This window comes from Promicromonospora sp. NPDC019610, assembly GCF_044389365.1.
In the GTDB taxonomy this organism is placed as follows: Bacteria; Actinomycetota; Actinomycetes; order Actinomycetales; family Cellulomonadaceae; genus Promicromonospora.
The window spans coordinates 2,203,505-2,220,856 of sequence record NZ_JBIRXX010000001.1 but is presented as its reverse complement, the minus strand read 5'-3'; the positions used below and the strand labels follow the sequence as shown (position 1 = coordinate 2,220,856).

The 17,352-nt window shown below is 73.0% G+C and carries 18 protein-coding genes; 4 read left to right on the top strand and 14 right to left on the bottom strand.

Going from position 1 to position 17,352, the window contains the following annotated elements:
- Positions 1-7: 7 nt before the first annotated feature.
- From ACH45N_RS09905 to ftsY, 13 genes are all read right to left on the bottom strand, one after another.
- Positions 8-697, bottom strand: a complete 690-nt coding sequence (locus ACH45N_RS09905) for a ribonuclease HII (protein ID WP_377230671.1) — start codon at positions 695-697, stop codon at positions 8-10.
- 3 nt (positions 698-700) lie between these two features.
- A complete protein-coding gene (gene lepB, locus ACH45N_RS09900; RefSeq protein ID WP_397393248.1) occupies positions 701-1,369 on the bottom strand; it encodes a signal peptidase I in 669 nt (222 codons plus the stop codon).
- Between the two features lie 317 nt (positions 1,370-1,686).
- Entirely contained in the window at positions 1,687-2,034 is a 348-nt protein-coding gene (rplS, locus tag ACH45N_RS09895; RefSeq protein ID WP_397393247.1) for a 50S ribosomal protein L19, read from the bottom strand.
- A gap of 240 nt (positions 2,035-2,274) precedes the next feature.
- Positions 2,275-3,063, bottom strand: a complete 789-nt coding sequence (gene trmD / locus ACH45N_RS09890; protein WP_397393246.1) for a tRNA (guanosine(37)-N1)-methyltransferase TrmD — start codon at positions 3,061-3,063, stop codon at positions 2,275-2,277.
- 1 nt (position 3,064) lies between these two features.
- Entirely contained in the window at positions 3,065-3,649 is a 585-nt protein-coding gene (gene rimM, locus ACH45N_RS09885) for a ribosome maturation factor RimM (protein ID WP_397393245.1), read from the bottom strand.
- A 95-nt stretch (positions 3,650-3,744) separates the two neighbouring features.
- Positions 3,745-3,984, bottom strand: coding sequence for an RNA-binding protein (locus ACH45N_RS09880; protein ID WP_020016864.1), 240 nt, complete (start codon positions 3,982-3,984; stop codon positions 3,745-3,747).
- Positions 3,984-4,409 carry a 30S ribosomal protein S16 gene (gene rpsP, locus ACH45N_RS09875; RefSeq protein ID WP_377231863.1) on the bottom strand — a complete coding sequence of 142 codons (426 nt, stop codon included), beginning with the start codon at positions 4,407-4,409 and terminating at the stop codon, positions 3,984-3,986. Before rpsP ends, ACH45N_RS09880 begins: the two co-directional genes overlap by 1 nt.
- Before the next feature lie 178 nt (positions 4,410-4,587).
- Positions 4,588-5,709 carry an amidohydrolase family protein gene (locus ACH45N_RS09870; RefSeq protein WP_397393244.1) on the bottom strand — a complete coding sequence of 374 codons (1,122 nt, stop codon included), beginning with the start codon at positions 5,707-5,709 and terminating at the stop codon, positions 4,588-4,590.
- A gap of 147 nt (positions 5,710-5,856) precedes the next feature.
- Entirely contained in the window at positions 5,857-7,497 is a 1,641-nt protein-coding gene (gene ffh / locus ACH45N_RS09865) for a signal recognition particle protein (protein WP_397393243.1), read from the bottom strand.
- Positions 7,498-7,531: 34 nt separating this feature from the next.
- Positions 7,532-9,337 carry an HD domain-containing protein gene (locus ACH45N_RS09860; protein ID WP_397393242.1) on the bottom strand — a complete coding sequence of 602 codons (1,806 nt, stop codon included), beginning with the start codon at positions 9,335-9,337 and terminating at the stop codon, positions 7,532-7,534.
- A 21-nt stretch (positions 9,338-9,358) separates the two neighbouring features.
- Complete coding sequence (locus ACH45N_RS09855) at positions 9,359-9,697, bottom strand: P-II family nitrogen regulator (RefSeq protein ID WP_357484250.1); 339 nt, start codon at positions 9,695-9,697, stop codon at positions 9,359-9,361.
- A 42-nt stretch (positions 9,698-9,739) separates the two neighbouring features.
- Positions 9,740-11,038 carry an ammonium transporter gene (locus ACH45N_RS09850; RefSeq protein ID WP_397393241.1) on the bottom strand — a complete coding sequence of 433 codons (1,299 nt, stop codon included), beginning with the start codon at positions 11,036-11,038 and terminating at the stop codon, positions 9,740-9,742.
- A 289-nt stretch (positions 11,039-11,327) separates the two neighbouring features.
- Positions 11,328-12,497, bottom strand: coding sequence for a signal recognition particle-docking protein FtsY (gene ftsY, locus ACH45N_RS09845; RefSeq protein ID WP_397393240.1), 1,170 nt, complete (start codon positions 12,495-12,497; stop codon positions 11,328-11,330).
- 194 nt (positions 12,498-12,691) lie between these two features.
- On the opposite strand from ftsY, the gene ACH45N_RS09840 reads away from it, so the two are divergent.
- Genes ACH45N_RS09840 through ACH45N_RS09825 form a run of 4 tightly spaced genes read left to right on the top strand, consistent with a single transcriptional unit; the run spans position 12,692 to position 16,617 of the window.
- Positions 12,692-13,741: an ABC transporter substrate-binding protein gene (locus ACH45N_RS09840; RefSeq protein WP_397393239.1), complete on the top strand. Its 1,050-nt coding sequence runs from the start codon at positions 12,692-12,694 to the stop codon at positions 13,739-13,741.
- Entirely contained in the window at positions 13,738-14,727 is a 990-nt protein-coding gene (locus ACH45N_RS09835) for a FecCD family ABC transporter permease (RefSeq protein WP_397393238.1), read from the top strand. Before ACH45N_RS09840 ends, ACH45N_RS09835 begins: the two co-directional genes overlap by 4 nt.
- A 25-nt stretch (positions 14,728-14,752) precedes the next feature.
- A complete protein-coding gene (locus tag ACH45N_RS09830; RefSeq protein ID WP_397393237.1) occupies positions 14,753-15,811 on the top strand; it encodes a FecCD family ABC transporter permease in 1,059 nt (352 codons plus the stop codon).
- A complete protein-coding gene (locus ACH45N_RS09825; RefSeq protein ID WP_397393236.1) occupies positions 15,811-16,617 on the top strand; it encodes an ABC transporter ATP-binding protein in 807 nt (268 codons plus the stop codon). Before ACH45N_RS09830 ends, ACH45N_RS09825 begins: the two co-directional genes overlap by 1 nt.
- A 50-nt stretch (positions 16,618-16,667) precedes the next feature.
- Here ACH45N_RS09825 and ACH45N_RS09820 read toward each other — a convergent pair whose 3' ends face one another.
- On the bottom strand, positions 16,668-17,198 hold the full coding sequence (locus ACH45N_RS09820; RefSeq protein WP_397393235.1) for a hypothetical protein: 531 nt from the start codon (positions 17,196-17,198) through the stop codon (positions 16,668-16,670).
- Between the last annotated feature and the right edge of the window lie 154 nt (positions 17,199-17,352).

Here is a 17,352-nt window from a genome sequence, read left to right as displayed (position 1 = left end):
GACGACATCATCCCACCGACGCCGCAGTTCCGGGCAGGTTCCAGGACCTGCGGTGGTGTGGCGTGGGCCCGTGCAGCCCGAGGGCGTCCATGTGGGCCTTCGCGCTGTAGCCCTTGTTCTGGTCCCAGGCGTACTCGGGGTGCCGCTGCGCGAGCTCGACGAGGATCGCGTCGCGCTCCACCTTCGCGAGCACGCTCGCCGCCGCCACGGACGTGCAGGTCATGTCGGCCTTGATGAGCGTCCGCACCGCGGGCTCCGGCAGGTCGTCCTCGGGGGCGTCCGCCGCGGCGAACAGGTCGAGGGCGGGCGTGGAGAGCCAGTTGTGCTTGCCGTCCAGCACGACGACGTCGACGTCGCCGCACACCTGCCGCACCTGGGCCAGCGCGCGCCGGCCGGCCATCCGGAGCGCGGCGATGATCCCGTGCTCGTCGATCTCGGCCGGACCCGCGTGCCCCACACCCCACGCGACCGCCCAGCGCCGCACGGCGGGCGCGATGGCCTCGCGCGCGCCGGGCGTGAGCAGCTTCGAGTCGGCGACGCCCTTGGGACCCGTGCGCGTGGCCGCATCGACCACGACGACGCCCACGCTGACAGGCCCCGCGAGGGCGCCGCGCCCCACCTCGTCCATCCCCGCCACGAGGCGGGCGCCCGAGGCGAGGAGCGCCCTCTCCTGCCTCAGCGTGGGCACCTTGCGCACCGCCTACTTCTCCGCGGGCGGCGCGTCCGGGACACCGCTGAAGACGTCACTCGGGTTGCTGTGCCAGTTCAGGCGGTCCAGCGGCCACACGGTCGCGAACGCCGTGCCCACCACGTTGTCGATCGGCACGAACCCGCCGCCCGGCTTGCCGCGGTTGTACCGCGAGTCCTGCGAGTTCTGGCGGTTGTCCCCCATGACCCAGAGCATGTCGTCGGGCACGGTGACCTCGAACGGGTCCTGGCTGGGGATCGACCCGTCCTTGATGTACGTCTCGTCGATCGGCGCGCCGTTCACCGACACCCGGCCCTCGGCGTCGCAGCAGACCACCTTGTCGCCGGGCAGGCCGATCAGTCGCTTGATGAGGTGGTCGCCCGTGTCCTGCGGCAGCAGCCCGACCGTGGTCAGGAACGACACCGCCGCGTCACCGACCGGGCCGCGCTCCGGCGGCACGTACGGCGGCAACCAGTCGCCCGGGTCCACGAAGACGACGATGTCCCCGCGCTCCAGGTCGAACGGGCCGGGCGTCAGCCGCGAGGCCATGACCCGGTCGCCCTCCGTCAGCGTGTCCTCCATGGACGCGCTCGGGATGTAGAACGGCTGCACCAGCAGCGTCTTGATCAGCCACGACAGGACCAACGCACTGACGACGATGATCCCGACTTCCCTGAGCATCGCGAGGACGCCCGACTGCTGCCGGCGTGGCTCACGACCGTGCGCGGCTCCACCCTGACGATGCGCCCCGCTGTTTCCCCACGGATCCTCTGCGCTCAAGGGCGTCCCATCGATAGGGGTGGGCGGTGCCACCCGGTCGAAACTCGTCACGAGCCTAACTCTGTCACCTCGGAGCGCCCCCGGCGAAATGGTCGGGCAGGCGAACATCAAGCCCGACGGATATCCGCACAGACCGGACGTGAAACGACACCGGCCGCCGTCCTCGCTCACGGAGGACGACGGCCGGTACCGGTGGAGCGCCGGAGCGCTCAGAACGCTCAGTTCTCGCGCTTCTCGCGGATCTTCGCCTTCTTGCCGCGCAGCTCGCGCAGGTAGTACAGCTTCGCGCGGCGGACGTCACCGCGGGTGACGACCTCGATCGACTCGATGGTCGGCGCGTGCAGCGGGAACTTGCGCTCCACGCCCACACCGAAGCTGACCTTGCGGACGGCGAAGGTCTCGCCGATCCCGCCGCCGTGGCGGGAGATCACGACACCCTGGAACGCCTGGACGCGGGAGCGGTTGCCCTCGACGACCTTGACGTTGACCTTGACGGTGTCACCGGCACGGAAGGCCGGGATGTCGGACCGCAGCGAGGCTGCGCCGATGTTGTCGAGCTTCTGCATCGTTCTCTCCGGGCCTGCCACAGGTCAGGCGCGAATCTCGTGGGCCCTGCCCCGGCCGTGCGGCCGTCAGGGTCCCGAAAGGGTGTGGATGGCGGTGCGGCTTGACCCGGTCGGGGGCGGTTGCCCGCCCCGGTCGTCCCCTGTGGCAGAGACCTGACCGGCGACGCACCAACGGCTCATTCTGCCACACGAACGCGCGAAACCACGGCCGAGCAGGTGTGACCCGTGACGGCGGGACCGTCAGCCCCGCGTCAGCCCGCCGCCGTCCGGCCCCGGCACCCAGCCGAGCTCCGCGAGCAGCTTCAGGTCGTGCTTGTCCAGGCCCGCGACGTCCAGGGCCTCGATCATGTCCGGCCGCCGCGCCGCCGTCCGCTCCAGCGCCTGGTCCCGGCGCCAGCGCTCGATCTTCGCGTGGTGCCCCGACAGCAGCACCTCGGGGATCTCGAGGTCCGCCCACGACGGCGGCTTCGTGTACACCGGGTACTCCAGCAGCCCCGCGGCCCCGTGCGACTCCTCGACCAGCGAGTCCGGGTTGCCGACCATGCCGGGAATCAGCCGGGCCACGGCCTCGATCATCACGAGCGAGGCCACCTCGCCGCCGTTGAGCACGTAGTCGCCGATCGACAGCTCGTGCACGGTGACGCCGGCGGACCGGTAGTGCTCGGCGACGCGCGCGTCGATGCCCTCGTAGCGCCCGCACGCGAACACGAGCTGCTCGGCCGACGCGAGGCTCTCGGCGTGCCGCTGGGTGAACACCTCGCCCGACGGCGTGGGCACGATCAGGTGCGCACCCTGGGTGCCGCCGACCAGGACGTCGTCGATCGCCTGGCCCCACACGTCCGGGCGCATCACCATGCCCGCTCCCCCGCCGAACGGGGTGTCGTCGACGGTGCGGTGCCGGTCGGTGGTCCAGTCGCGCAGGTCGTGCACCCGGAGGTCGAGCAGGCCGCGCTGCCGCGCCTTGCCCACGAGCGACAGGTCGAGCACGGACAGGTAGTCCGGGAAGATCGAGACGACGTCGACGCGCACGTCAGCCGTCCTCGCCCTCGACGGCGTCGGCGTCATCCGCGTCATCGGCGCGGTCGACGACGGCGGCGTCCGCGTCACGGGCCAGCAGCCCGCCGGGCGGCGTGAGCACCACGCGGCCGCCCGGGACGTCGACCACCGGCACGATGGCCAGGACGAACGGCACCAGGGTGCGCGCCGTGCCGCCGTCGGGCAGGGTCTCCTCGACGAGCAGCGACTCGTGGGCCGGCTGGTACTCCAGCGTGATCACCGTGCCGACCACGGTGCCGTCGGCGAGCTCGACCCGCAGGCCCGCGAGCTCGTGGGGGTACCAGGCGTCCTCCTCGTCGGAGACGTCCGCCTCCACGACGAGCTCGGTGCCGCGCAGCTCCTCGGCCGCGTTCCGGTCGGCGATCTCGGCGAACGTGACCAGCCACCGCCCCTGGTGCTCGCGCGCCCGCGTCACCGTGAGCGGACCGGCGTCCGCCGGGACGGTCTCGAGCCGCTCGCCGATCGCGAGCCGGGTCTCCGGGTCGTCCGTGCGCAGGTCGAGGGCCACCTCGCCCTTGAGCCCGTGCGCCTTGCCGACGCGAGCCACGGTCAGCTGCATGTCACTCCTGAAGGATGGAACAAGAAGATGGGGCAACGAGCGAGGCCCGGTCCGCGTTCGGACCGGGCCTCGTCGTCGTGCTGGATGCCGATGGTTCAGCGCCGGTCGACGTCCACGACGTCGACCCGCACCGGGCCCTCGGTGGCGAGCGCACCGATCACGGTGCGCAGGGCGCGCGCCGTGCGACCACCGCGACCGATGACTCGGCCGAGGTCGTCAGGGTGCACGCGGACCTCGAGGAGGTCACCACGGCGGAGCGTCTTCGCGGACACGCGGACGTCGTCCGGGTTGTCCACGATGCCGCGCACCAGGTGCTCGAGGGCCTCCGAGAGCATCAGGCCTCGTCGCCCTCGGCCGGCGCAGCCGGAGCCTCGGCGGCGGCAGCAGCAGCCTTCTCGGCAGCCTTGGCCTTGGCCTTCTCGGCGTCAGCGTTCACGGCCTCGATGGCGGAGGCGGCGTCCGCCTTCTCGCCCTTGACGCGCAGGGTGCCCTCGGCGCCCGGCAGGCCCTTGAACTTCTGCCAGTCACCGGTCACCTTGAGCAGGGCGGCGACCTGCTCGGTCGGCTGCGCGCCGACACCGAGCCAGTACTGTGCGCGCTCCGACTTGATCTCGATGAGCGACGGCTCCTCGGTCGGGTGGTACTTGCCGATCTCCTCGATCACGCGACCGTCGCGCTTGGTGCGCGAGTCGGCGATGACGACACGGTAGTACGGGGCCCGGATCTTGCCGAGGCGCTTGAGACGAATCTTGACAGCCACGAAGTGGTCTCTCCTGGTTCTGATGGGATGGTCCGAGCACCGCGACGTGGGGTGAAGCAGTGTGTGGGACCGGGACACGGCCTGACCAGGTGAGAGGGGTCCGGGCACGCCGAGTACGTGGATATTGTGCCAGACGGCGCGGGGCCCCACCAACCACGCGTGCGTCACACGGGTGCGGTCAGCGGGCGGTCGGGTAGACCGTGCCGCGCAGCACGACGGCGGTCGGGTGCCGGAGCACCTCGATGTCCTCGCGCGGGTCCGCCGGGTAGACCACGAGGTCCGCGCTGGACCCCTCCACCACGGCCCCGAAACCCAGGTAGTCCCGGGCGCGCCAGGACGCCATCGCCACGACCTCCGCCGCGGGGATGCCCGCCGCGACCAGCTCGGCGCACTCGTCGGCGATGCGGCCGTGCGAGATGGTCCCGCCCGCGTCGGTGCCGACCAGGAGCTGCACGCCGGCCTCGTGCAGGTCGCGGACCTGCTGGTACCGGCGTGCGTACATGGCTCGCATCCGCTCCGCGTAGACCGGGTACTTGCCGTCGGCCTGCGCCGCGATGCTCTCGAACTGCCCGATCTGCAGCAGCGTGGGCGTGACCGCGATCCCCCGCCGGGCGGCCTCCGCCATGTGCTCGGCCGTCATGCCGGTGCCGTGCTCGATGCAGTCCACCCCGGCCGCGAACAACCCGTCGATCGTCTCCTCGCCGAAGGCGTGCACGGTCACCCGGGCCGCCTCGGCGTGTGCCACGGCGACGGCCTCGCGCAGCACGTCGTCGGGCCACAGTGGCCGCAGGTCGCCGTCCTCCCCGAGCGTGCGGTCGATCCAGTCCCCCACGAGCTTGACCCAGCCGTCGCCGCGCCGGGCCTGGGTGCGCACCTCGTCCGGGAGCAGCTCCGGGGACTCCAGTTCCAGCCCGAAGTTGCGCAGGTACCGCTTGGGCCGCGCCAGGTGCATGCCCGCCCGCAGCAGGTGCGGCAGGTCGGCGCGCTGGTGCACCCACGCGGTGTCCAGCGGCGAGCCGGCGTCCCGGATCAGCAGCACGCCGGAGTCGCGGTCGGCCACCGCCTGCTTCTCGGCCTCCTCCGGGGAGACGGCGCCCTCGGCGGCGAGCCCGATGTGGCAGTGCACGTCGACCAGGCCGGGCAACGCCCAGCCCTCCAGCACCCGCATGTTGGTGCCCTGCGCCGACGGCCGGGTGAGGCTCACGCGGCCGCCGCGGACCCACAGCTCCTCGGCCTCACGGTCGTCACCGAGCAGGATGCGCCCGCGGATCGCCGCGGTCGGACCTTCCAGCGCAGACATGCGGCTCCTTCGCTCTCCCCGTCACCCTGTGGACCTGTCCCCCTGCCACGCCTCGGACACACCCTGCCCGCCCCGGCGTCGTCGCCGGCCTCCGCCCCTTCCGGCACCCACCGCCGGTACCGCGTCCGGCCACCGGCCGGACCACACCTACCGACCGAGGAACTTCTCCAGGCCCGGGGGCAGCTCGATGTTGTTCAGGTCGGGCGCCTGGTCGCTCTGCTTCGGGCCCACCCCGAAGGCCGACCCGGCGGGCGCGGCCGGCGTGGCGGCGGGGCCGCCGCCCAGGGCGCGCTGCATGGCTTCCTTCTCCTGCTGGGCGCGCTTGGCCGGGTTCCCGGACTTGCCCTTCTTGCCCTTCTTGGGCGGCGGGGTCTTGCCGCGCGACTTCTTGCCCATGCCCATGCCGGGGCCGCCGGGCATGGCGGGCATCCCGCCCGGGCCCATGCCGCCGCCCTTGGCCATCTGCCTCATCATCTTCTGGGCGTTGTCGAACCGCTCCAGGAGCTGGTTGATGGCCGTGGTCGTGGTGCCGGCACCCTTGGCGATGCGGGCGCGGCGCGAGCCGTTGATGATCTTCGGGTTGTCGCGCTCCGCCGGCGTCATCGAGTGGATGATCGCCTCGATGCGGCCCACCTCACGCTCGTCGAACTGGTCGAGCTGGTCGCGCATCTGGGCCATGCCCGGCAGCATGCCGAGCATCTTCTTCATCGAGCCCATGTTCTTCAGCTGCTGCATCTGCACCAGGAAGTCCGCGAGCGTGAAGTCCTGGCCGCTGGCGAGCTTGCCCGCCATCTTCTCGGCCTGCTCGGCGTCGAACGCCTTCTCGGCCTGCTCGATCAGGGTGAGCACGTCACCCATGTCGAGGATGCGGCTCGCCATGCGGTCGGGGTGGAAGACCTCGAAGTCCGTCAGCTTCTCGCCGGTGGACGCGAACATGATGGGCCGGCCGGTCACCTTGGCGACCGACAGGGCGGCACCACCGCGGGCGTCGCCGTCGAGCTTCGAGAGCACGACGCCGGTGAAGTCCACGCCGTCGGCGAAGGCCTTGGCGGTGTTCACCGCGTCCTGACCGATCATCGCGTCGATGACGAACAGGACCTCGTCCGGGTTCACCGCGGCGCGGATGTCCGCGGCCTGCTTCATCAGCACCTCGTCGATGCCGAGGCGGCCCGCGGTGTCGACGATCACGACGTCGTGCTGCCGCTCCTTGGCGTACGCGACGCCGTCCCGCGCGACACCAACCGGGTCGCCGATCAGGGGCGCGTCGGCCGCGGGGTCGTCGGCCGCCGAGGTGTTGCCCGGGTGCGGCGCGAACACCGGCACGCCGGCACGCTCGGCCACCACGGACAGCTGGGTCACGGCGTTGGGGCGCTGCAGGTCGGCGGCGACCAGCAGGGGCGTGTGGCCCTGGCCCTTGAGCGCGTGCGCGAGCTTGCCCGCCAGCGTGGTCTTACCGGCACCCTGCAGACCCGCGAGCATGATCACCGTGGGCGGTGTCTTGGCCAGCGTCAGCGGGCGCGTGGCCCCGCCGAGGATGTCGACGAGCTCCTCGTTGACGATCTTGACGACCTGCTGGGCGGGGTTCAGCGCACCGGACACCTCGGAGGACAGCGCGCGCTCGCGCACCGCTGCGGTGAACTCGCGCACCACGGGCACCGCGACGTCCGCGTCGAGCAGGGCGCGGCGGATCTCCCGCACGGTCGCGTCGATGTCCGCCTCGGAGAGACGGCCCCGCGTGCGCAGGTTCTTGAACGTCGAGGTAAGCCGGTCGGACAGGGAGTTGAACACGGACACAGCCTAATGGAGTCCTGTCGTCAGGGGTTCATCCGGCGAGCAGGGCCCGGGCCCGCTCGGTGAGCCCGTCCACGAGCTGCGAGCGCCACCCCGTCCACGCCTTCGGTCCCAGCGACGTGGTGTCCGCCTCCGTCAGGGAGCGCAGCACGTCGAGCAGGTCGCGCCGGTGGTCCACGGCCTCCAGGAGGGTCGTGAGGGTGGCGGGGTCGTCGTGGTCGGCGCGGGTGGCCAGGTCGGCGAGGGTGAGGTGGTGGCGCACGAGCCGGGTGACGTCGTCGACCACGTCGGGGGCGAAGCCGGCGCGGGTCAGGATGCCCGGGACCAGGCGGGCGCCCTCCACGGAGTGGTCGGCCGCGCCGCGCACCTTGCCGATGTCGTGCAGGAGCGCGGCCAGCAGCAGGAGGTCGCCGGAGCGCTGCCCCGCGACGGTCGACGGGTCGGGCAGCCGGCGCCGCAGCCGGGCCGCGACGGCGGCCGTCTCGACGAGGTGCCGGTCCACGGTGTGCCGGTGGATCGCGGCGCGCTGAGGCCTGTTGCGCACGTCGGCCCACTCGGGGATCCAGGAGGTGACGACCCCGGCGAGGTCGAGCGCCTCCCAGACCGGCACCTGGGCCGGCCCGGCGGCGAGCAGCGCGAGCAGGCTCTCGCGCGCGGTCGGCGGCCAGGGTTCGGGCAGGGGCGGCGACTTCTCCAGGCTCCGGATCGTGACCGGGGACAGCACCAGCCCGGTCCGGGCGGCGGTCGCCGCGGCGCGCAGGGGCAGCAGCGGGTCCGACGCCGGCCGGGTGCCGACGCCGAGCACGAGCTCGCCGTCGTGCTCGACCAGGCCGTCCCCCACGGAGCGCAGGCGGGGCGGCGTGCGTCGTCCGCGGACCATGATCGGCTTGCCCACACCGACCGGCCGGGACAGCGCCTGACGGGCGTGCCGGATGGTGGTGTCGAGCGCGTAGGAGATCACGCGGCCCGACTCGGCGAGGCTCGCCAGCAGCTCGTCGCCGTCGTCGTACCCGGTGCGTTCGGCGACCTCCTCGAGGTCGGCGAGCAGCAGGCGGCTGGAGCGCCGCCGGGTGACGACCTGGAGGGTGTCGCGCACGTCGAGCAGGTGCGTGTAGGCGGTGTCCACCGCACCGTGCGGGCGGTCGGTGAGCCAGGTGGCGGCGAGCGCGGAGAGCAGCACGGCGTCCCGCATGCCGCCGCGGGCCTCCTTGAGGTCCGGCTCGATGAGGTAGGCGAGCTCGCCCGCCCGCTGCGCGCGGTCGCGCGTGGACGAGATCAGCTCGGGCAGGCGGCGCCGCGCGGCGGCGCGCCAGTCGGTCAGCACGGCGGACGCCGCCCGGTGCACGACGACGGCGTCGCCGGCGACCGCGCGCACGCTCAGCCAGCCGATCACCGCCGGGAGGTCGCTCGCCGCGACCTGCCGGGACTGGCTCAGGGACCGCACGGCGTGGTCGATGTCCACGCCCGAGTCCCACAGCGGGTACCAGAGCTTCTCGGCCACGCGCTGCAGCTCGTCGGGGCCGTGGGTGCGGCCGTCGTGCACGAGCACGAGGTCGAGGTCGCTCAGCGGGCCGAGCTCGCCCCGGCCCAGGCTGCCGACGGCCGCCAGGGCGATGCCCGACGGGTCGACGTCCTCGGTCGCCGCGGCGAACAGGTCGCCGAGGCGTTCGGTGACCCGCTGCCCGACGGCGGACCGCCGGGCCAGGCCGGACCGGCCCGGACCGGTGAGGCCCGTGGCGATGGAGAGGAGCTCATCGCGGAGGCCCCGCACCCCGACCGGGGGGTGCGGGGCCTCCGCCTGCTCCCGGGTGCCCTCGGGCACCGGGTCACGTGTCATGCGTCGTCAGGCGCTCCCGGATCAGAGCGCGGCGTCGCCGTGCTCGCCGGTGCGCACCCGGGCCACGTCCTCGACCGGCACGACCCACACCTTGCCGTCGCCGATCTTGCCGGTCTGCGCCGCGCCGACGATCGCGTCGGTCACCGCCGCGACGTCCTCGTCCGTGACGAGCACCTCGATGCGGACCTTCGGCACCAGGTCCACGGTGTACTCCGCACCGCGGTAGACCTCGGTGTGGCCCTTCTGTCGGCCGTAGCCGCTGGCCTCGCTCACGGTCATACCGCGCACCCCGGCACCTTCCAACGCCGTCTTCACGTCGTCGAGGCGGTGGGGCTGGATGACACCCGTGACAAGCTTCATGCGCTGCCTCCTAAGCAGTCGGGTAGCTGGACCGTAGTACGGTCAGCGCACCTCGGTGATGGTGGAGCCGGAGTTCTCGTACGCCGTCTCGCCGTGGACCGCCAGGTCGATGCCGCTGACCTCGGCCTCCTCGGAGACGCGCCAGCCCAGGGTCGCCTTGAGCGCCAGACCGATGATGTACGTGAGCACGAAGCTGTACACCACGGCCACCAGCGCGGCGACGATCTGGGTGAGCAGCTGCGTGACGCCGCCACCGTAGAAGAGGCCGTTGAGCGAGCCCTCGAAGTAGAACGAGTCGTAGCGGCCGTTCGTCGCGAAGAACCCGATCAGGATGGTGCCGACCAGGCCACCGACGAGGTGCACGCCGACCACGTCGAGCGAGTCGTCGTAGCCGAACTTGTACTTGAGGCCCACGGCGAGCGAGCACAGGACACCGGCGACGAGGCCGATGACGATGGCGCCCCACGAGTCCACCGTGCCGGCGGCCGGGGTGATCGCGACCAGGCCTGCGACGACACCGGAGGCGGCACCCAGCGAGGTGGCGGCGCCGTCACGGAACTTCTCGGTGGTCATCCAGGCGAGCATCGCGACGGCCGTGGCGACCAGCGTGTTGACCCAGGCGCGGCCGGCGGTGCCGTCCGCGGCGAGCTCGGAGCCCGCGTTGAAGCCGAACCAGCCGAACCACAGGAGGGCGGCGCCCAGCATGACGAACGGCAGGTTGTGCGGGCGCATGGCCTCGGTGCCGAAGCCCTTGCGCTTGCCGATCACGAGGGCCAGGGCCAGGGCCGCGGCACCCGCGTTGATGTGGACGACGGTGCCACCGGCGAAGTCGATCGGCAGCGAGAGGGCCGAGGCGAGCCAGCCGTCGGCGCCGAACATGCCGCCGCCCCAGACCCAGTGGGCCAGCGGCGCGTAGACGACCGTGACCCAGATGGCGCTGAAGACGATCCAGGTGCCGAACTTGACGCGGTCGGCGATCGCACCGGAGATGAGGGCCACCGTGATGATGGCGAACGTGGCCTGGAACCCGGCGAACACGAGCCCCGGGATGCCGACGGCGGTCGTCGGGCTGGCGGCGTTGTCGATCGTGAGGCCGATGAGGCCGGCCGGGTTGCCGATGAAGCCGCCCAGGTCGGGGCCGAAGGCCAGACCGTAGCCGTAGACGACCCAGATGAGCCCGGCGACGCCGATCGAGGCGAAGCTCATCATCATCATGTTGAGGACACTCTTGCCCCGCACCATGCCGCCGTAGAAGAACGCCAGGCCCGGCGTCATCAGCAGCACGAGCGAGGAGGCGGTGATCAGCCAGGCGGTGTTGCCCGTATCGAGCTCGAATTCCATCGCGGAAAATGCCTCTCTCCCCGGACCGGTCCTGGTGACTCGGCCCACCGCGACTACCGTCGCGGGACGCCGTTACGCGTGGCCCGCATCGAGGTTACGGATGCGTGACGCAGGCGGGGAGCATGTAAACGTCTTATTTCGAGACCGGCTTGGGCGAATTTTCCGACCCAACCGTGATCGCCCGGTTATTTCGTGGCCATCCGCCGGTAACTTAACGCTTACATGTACTTCTCACATGGTGGACGGCGACCAATGCCGTGCCATTCACAGGGGCATTCCTGACCCGGGGTCAGCCCAGGATCCCGTCCACGAACTCCTCGACGTCGAACGGCGCCAGGTCGTCCGGACCCTCGCCCAGACCGATGAGCTTGACCGGCACGCCGAGCTCCCGCTGCACCTGGACCACGATCCCGCCCTTGGCGGTCCCGTCGAGCTTCGTCAGCACGATGCCCGTGACGCCGGCGACCTCCGCGAAGACCCGTGCCTGGGAGAGCCCGTTCTGCCCCGTGGTCGCGTCCAGCACCAGCAGCACCTCGCTCGGCGCGGCGACCTTGCTGGAGACCCGCACGATCTTGCCGAGCTCGTCCATGAGGCCGGCCTTGTTCTGCAGGCGCCCCGCGGTGTCCACGAGCACGACGTCCGTCTTCTCGTCGCGCCCGCGCGCGACCGCCTCGAAGGCCACCGACGCCGGGTCGGCGCCCTCGCGGTCCGAGCGCACCGTCTCCACGCCCACTCGGTTGCCCCAGGTGGTGAGCTGGTCCGCCGCGGCCGCGCGGAACGTGTCGGCGGCGCCGAGCACCACGCTGCGGCCGTCCGCGACCAGCACGCGGGCCAGCTTGCCGACCGTCGTGGTCTTGCCCGTGCCGTTCACGCCCACCACGAGGGTCACCGCGGGCAGGTGCGTGCCGTCCTCGGCCGTGCGCGGCTCGGTGTGCAGCGTGCGGTCGAGCTCCGGCTGCAGCAGCGCCACGAGCTCGGAGCGCAGCAGGTCGCGGACCGCCGCGGGCTCGCGCACGCCCAGCACGCGGACCTTGGTGCGCAGCGCGTCGAGCAGCTCCGTGGTGGGGCCGGCGCCGACGTCCGCGAGGAGCAGCTCCTCCTCGATCTCGTCCCAGTCGTTCTCCGTGAGCGAGTCCCGGGACAGCACCGAGAGGAGCCGGGCGCCCAGGGGCGAGCCCGACCGGGCGAGCCGGTCGCGCAGCCGCACCAGGCGGCCCGCGGTCGGGGCGGGACGCTCCAGGACGGGCGCGGCCGGGGCCTCGGGCGCAGCCTCGGGTTCGGCCGTGGCCGGCTCGGCGGTGGCGGTGGGCGCCTCCGTCGGCTCGGCCGTCGTCGTCGGGGCGCCGTCCTCGTCCTGGGTGCGCCTGCGGTGCCGCGCGACGAGGACGCCGGTGAGGCCGCCACCGGCCGCGAGGACGGCGAGGGCGGAGATGATCTCGATCCAGGGAAGCTCGTTCACGCCCCAGATTCTTTCATCTCGCGGACGGCGCCGTGGAAACCCCTGACACCCGGCCTCCTCGCCGGACGGAGTTAGGGTCCCCTAATCTCCGCGTGTAGGGTGACCCCGCCGAGAGAGCCCGAGCGCGACGACCGCGCCGCCTCAGACCCGCGGCCGTGCAGGACCTTTCAGCCCAGAACATCGAAGGAACGACCATGCCCCGCGCAGTTTCCGCGTCTCTCGCCGCCCTCGTGGTGGGTGCCACCCTGCTCACCGGCTGCGGTGGGACCGCCGAGTCCGGCAGCGGCGACAACAAGTCCAACGTCGCCACCGGCCAGGAGGGGTTCGACGACGTCCGGGAGCTCGCTGGCCGGCTCGGCACCGACGCCGCACCGGGCGAGTTCCCGCGCACCGTGCGCAACCTCGTGGCCAACGAGGAGGTGGGCGAGACCGAGATCCCCGCGAAGCCCGAGCGCGTGATCGTGCTCGACACCGGTGAGCTGGACAACATGATCTCCCTGGGCATCGAGCCGGTCGGCATCGCCCACCCCGCGGACGCCCAGATGGCGCCCGACTACCTGGACGTCGGCGACGCCGTGGACCTCGGCGCGTACGACGCCCTGGACCTGGAGCAGATCAAGAACCTGGAGCCCGACCTGATCCTCGGCACGTCGCTGCGGATCGACGACGACGGCCTCAAGGCCAAGCTGCAGGACATCGCGCCGACCGTGCTGGCGCCGCGCCCCGGCGTCCTGTGGAAGGAGAACTTCCTGCTCAACGCCGCGGCGGTGGGCGAGGAGGACCGCGCCCAGGAGCTGCTGGACGCCTACGAGCAGCGCGCCGACGAGGTCGGCGCCGAGGTCGTGGAGGCGAACGGCGGCGAGGCCCCGACCGTCTCCATGCTGCGGTTCATGGCCGGGCAGATCCGGCTGTACGCCAACGACTCGTTCGTCGGCATCATCCTGGCCGACGCCGGCCTGCCCCGGCCGGAGACCGAGGACATCGCCGACCTCGCCGTCGAGATCTCCGCCGAGGAGATCACGCTGGCCGAGGGCGACTGGCTGCTCTGGGGCACCTACGGGGAGCCGGACGCCACCGAGCAGGCGGCCGTCGTCGACGGCCCCCTGTGGGACCAGGTGCCCGCCGTGGCGGACGGCGGCGTCGTCCGCGAGGTGCCGGACGAGACGTGGTACCTGGGTCTGGGCGTGACGGGGGCCGAGCTCGTGCTCGACGACCTGGAGACCATCGCCGCCGACCAGCGGTGAGCACGTCCCGGACCACGGCGCGCAGCAGGACCACGGTCACCGCGGTCCTGCTGACCGCGCTCGTGCTGCTCGTCGTCGCGGCGCTGGCCGGCATCACGGTCGGTGCCCGCGTGCTCTCGCCGGCCGAGACGCTCGCGGGGCTGCTCGGCCACGACGGCGTCGCCGCGACCGTCATCTGGGAGCTGCGGCTGCCTCGGACCCTGCTCGGCCTGCTCGTCGGCGTCGCCCTCGGTGTCGCCGGGGTGCTCGCGCAGGCGGTCACCCGCAACCCGCTGGCCGACCCGGGGCTGCTGGGGATCTCCGCCGGCGGCGCCGTCGCCGTGGTCGCGGGCAGCGTGTTCCTCGGGCTCGGCGCGGGCGCGCCCCGCGTGCTGCTCGCCCTGGCGGGCGCTGCGCTGGCGACGGCCGCCGTCTACCTGTTCGCGAGCCGGTCGCCCGAGGGGCTCACGCCCGTGAACATGACCCTGGCCGGGATGGCGATGACGGCCTTCCTCGGCGCCGCCGTCTCGGCCACGGTGCTGCTCAGCGCCTCGACCATGGACCAGTACCGGTTCTGGGTGGTGGGGTCGCTGAACCTGCCCGACCCCGCCGTGCTGCTGCCCGCGCTCGTGCCGGCCGTGGTCGGGGCGGTCCTGGCGGTGGCGGTCTCCGGGTCGCTCAACGCGCTCGCCCTCGGGGACGACACGGCGGCGGCGCTCGGCGTCCCCGTCGTGCGGACCCGCCTGCTGGCGGGCGTCGCCGTGGTCCTGCTGTCGGGCACCGCCGTGGCGCTGGCCGGCCCGATCGCCTTCGTCGGCCTCGTCATCCCGCACGTGGCCCGGGCCCTGGTCGGCACCGACGTGCGCCGCGTGCTCGCGCTCTCCGCGGTGCTGGGGCCGCTGCTGCTGGTCACGGCCGACGTCGTGGGCCGCCTCGTGGCTGCCCGGCCGAGGTCCAGGTGGGCGTGGTCACGGCGCTGCTCGGCACGCCGTTCTTCATCTGGCTGACGCGCCGCGCGAAGGAGCGTGCCCGATGACCGCGACCCGCGCCGTCACCCGAACCGCGCGCCGGCTGCTCCCCCGCCCCCGGCCGCGCGGCCGGGTGGTCGTCGCCGTGCTCGGGGCGCTCCTGCTCCTGCTGCTCGTGTCGGCGCTCGCCCTGAGCCTGGGCGACCAGGCGACAGCGCCCGCCGCCCTGTGGCAGGCGCTGCGCGGGCAGGGACCGGAGAACACGGTGTACGCCGTGCAGGAGGTCCGGCTGCCCCGGGTGGTCCTGGCGCTGGCCGTCGGCGCCGCCTTCGGCGTGGCCGGCGGGCTGAGCCAGAGCGTGCTGCGCAACCCGCTGGCCAGCCCCGACGTGCTCGGTATCAGCGCCGGCGCCTCGGTCGCGGTGGTGGGGATCATCGCCGTCGGCTCCCTGGGCGGGCCCGTCGGCATCCTGCCGATCCCGGTCGCCGCCCTCACGGGCGGCCTCGCCGCGGCGGGGCTGATCGCGCTGCTGGCCCGCGACGGCGCCCTGCGGGGCCGCCGCATCCTGCTGGTCGGCATCGCACTGTCCGCCGCGCTGACCTCGCTGACGCAGTTCCTGCTCACGCGCATCGACGTCTACGACGCACAGCGCTCCGCGGCCTGGCTGACCGGCAGCCTGAACGCGCGCGGCTGGGGCGAGGCGACGCCCGTCCTGGTGGGACTGGCCGTGCTGCTGCCCGCGGCGCTCGTGCTGGCCCGCACCAACCGCGCGCTGCTGTTCGAGGACGAGGTGGTGGCCGGCTGGGGCGTGCGCCCGGGCCTGGCCCGCGCCGCCCTGCTGGTGGTCGCGGTGTGCCTCGCGGCGCTCGCCACGTCGGCCGCCGGACCCGTCGCGTTCGTGGCCCTGGTCGCCGGGCAGGTGGCGCGCCGGGTGGCCGGCGTGCCGGACATCCCGCCGGTCCTGGCGGGGGCGGCCGGCGCCGTCCTCGTGCTGGTCGCGGACACCGTCGCCCGCACGGCGCTGCCCGCGCAGCTTCCCGTCGGCGTCCTGACCGGTCTGGTCGGCGCGCCCTACCTGCTGTACCTGCTGCAGCGCCGCCGCCCGTCGAGAGGGACCCCCTGATGCCCACCACCGCCACGTCCACGGCCCGCCTGCGGGCGGACGCCGTCACGCTGGGCTACGGCGACCGGACCGTCGTGCGGGAGCTGTCGCTCGACGTCCCCGACCAGCAGGTGACCGTCATCGTGGGCCCCAACGCCTGCGGCAAGTCCACCCTGCTGCGCGGCCTCGCCCGCCTCATGCCGCCCGCCGGCGGCACGGTGCTGCTGGACGGCAGGGCCATCGCCGAGCGTCCCACCCGGGAGGTGGCGCGCGTCCTGGGCATGCTGCCCCAGTCGCCCGTGCCGCCCGAGGGGATCACGGTGCGCGACCTTGTCTCCCGGGGGCGCCACCCCCACCAGAGCTGGTGGCACCAGTGGGGCGAGGGCGACACCGAGGCCGTCGAGGAGGCGCTGCGCGCCACGGGCACCGCCGAGCTGGCGACGCGCGACGTCGACGAGCTGTCCGGCGGGCAGCGCCAGCGGGCCTGGATCGCGATGGCCGTGGCCCAGCAGACCGACCTGCTCCTGTTGGACGAACCGACCACGTACCTCGACCTGGCCCACCAGCTCGACGTCCTGGAGCTGGTGGCCGCACTCAACCGGGACCACCGCAGGACGGTCGTCATGGTGCTGCACGACCTCAACCTCGCCTGCCGCTACGCGCACCACATCGTGGCGATGCGCGACGGCGAGATCGTCGCGCAGGGCTCGCCCGGCGAGGTGGTGACGCCGGAGCTGCTGCGCGAGGTGTTCTCCGTCGAGGCGACGATCCTCGGCGACCCACGCACCGGGACGCCGGTCATCGTGCCGCACCACACGGTGGGCTGAGCGGAAGGGCTGCGGTCGGGGAACGGCGGGGGCCGCGGCCCCCGCCGCGGCTAGCTCGCGGCCTGGGCCGGGCCCTGGTCGGCGGCCGGCGGCTCCTGCGCGACCTTCTGCTGCGTGACCTTCGGCTGCGTGACCTTCTGCGCGGAGCGGACCGGCCGCACCGCGCGGAGCTGGCCGGGCACGAGGTTGGCCGGCTTGAGCGGCACCGTGCCCAGCGGCACGTGCAGCGTCTTCTGCGCCTGGTCACGTGCCCGGTTCAGCACGTCGGTCAGCTCCTCGGCGTCGACGTAGCCCGGCTTGGACTCGATCGTCGCGGCGAAGAACTCGGACATGCCCATGTCCACGGGCGAGGTGTCCGGCTTGACCACGCGCGGCTTGCCGACCCACACGGACGGGGCGCCCACGGCATGGGTCGCGACGGCGGACGCGCCGTGGCGACGACCGTCGTTGCGTCGCTGGTCGTCACCGCGCAGGCGAGCGAGGCCTGAGCGGAACCATTGAAGGAACGAGAACTCCTCGGTGTTGCTGCTCGAGGGCGCGTCCATCTGACTGGCGACGACGAAGACACCAACGGCCAACACCAAGCACACCACGAGCAGAATGACCGACCACCACATGGGGCCTATTGTGTCGTGTCTTGTCCGGTCCCGCCGCGCGGAAGGCCCCGACACGCCGTGTGACACGCGCCGTTCCGCCAGGAGAAATCCCTCACACCTGGAGGTATCCGACGGCAAG

What these genes read in the sequence shown, in the direction of transcription:
- ACH45N_RS09880 (WP_020016864.1), bottom strand. Translation starts at nt 3,984, where the DNA reads ATGCTCTCGGAGGCCCTCGAGCACCTGGTGCGCGGCATCGTGGACAAC.
- ACH45N_RS09840 (WP_397393239.1), top strand. Translation starts at nt 12,692, where the DNA reads ATGCCCCGCGCAGTTTCCGCGTCTCTCGCCGCCCTCGTGGTGGGTGCC.
- rplS (WP_397393247.1), bottom strand. Translation starts at nt 2,034, where the DNA reads ATGCAGAAGCTCGACAACATCGGCGCAGCCTCGCTGCGGTCCGACATC.
- ACH45N_RS09825 (WP_397393236.1), top strand. Translation starts at nt 15,811, where the DNA reads ATGCCCACCACCGCCACGTCCACGGCCCGCCTGCGGGCGGACGCCGTC.
- ACH45N_RS09860 (WP_397393242.1), bottom strand. Translation starts at nt 9,337, where the DNA reads ATGACACGTGACCCGGTGCCCGAGGGCACCCGGGAGCAGGCGGAGGCC.
- ACH45N_RS09850 (WP_397393241.1), bottom strand. Translation starts at nt 11,038, where the DNA reads ATGGAATTCGAGCTCGATACGGGCAACACCGCCTGGCTGATCACCGCC.
- lepB (WP_397393248.1), bottom strand. Translation starts at nt 1,369, where the DNA reads ATGCTCAGGGAAGTCGGGATCATCGTCGTCAGTGCGTTGGTCCTGTCG.
- ACH45N_RS09855 (WP_357484250.1), bottom strand. Translation starts at nt 9,697, where the DNA reads ATGAAGCTTGTCACGGGTGTCATCCAGCCCCACCGCCTCGACGACGTG.
- rimM (WP_397393245.1), bottom strand. Translation starts at nt 3,649, where the DNA reads ATGCAGCTGACCGTGGCTCGCGTCGGCAAGGCGCACGGGCTCAAGGGC.
- ACH45N_RS09870 (WP_397393244.1), bottom strand. Translation starts at nt 5,709, where the DNA reads ATGTCTGCGCTGGAAGGTCCGACCGCGGCGATCCGCGGGCGCATCCTG.
- ACH45N_RS09830 (WP_397393237.1), top strand. Translation starts at nt 14,753, where the DNA reads ATGACCGCGACCCGCGCCGTCACCCGAACCGCGCGCCGGCTGCTCCCC.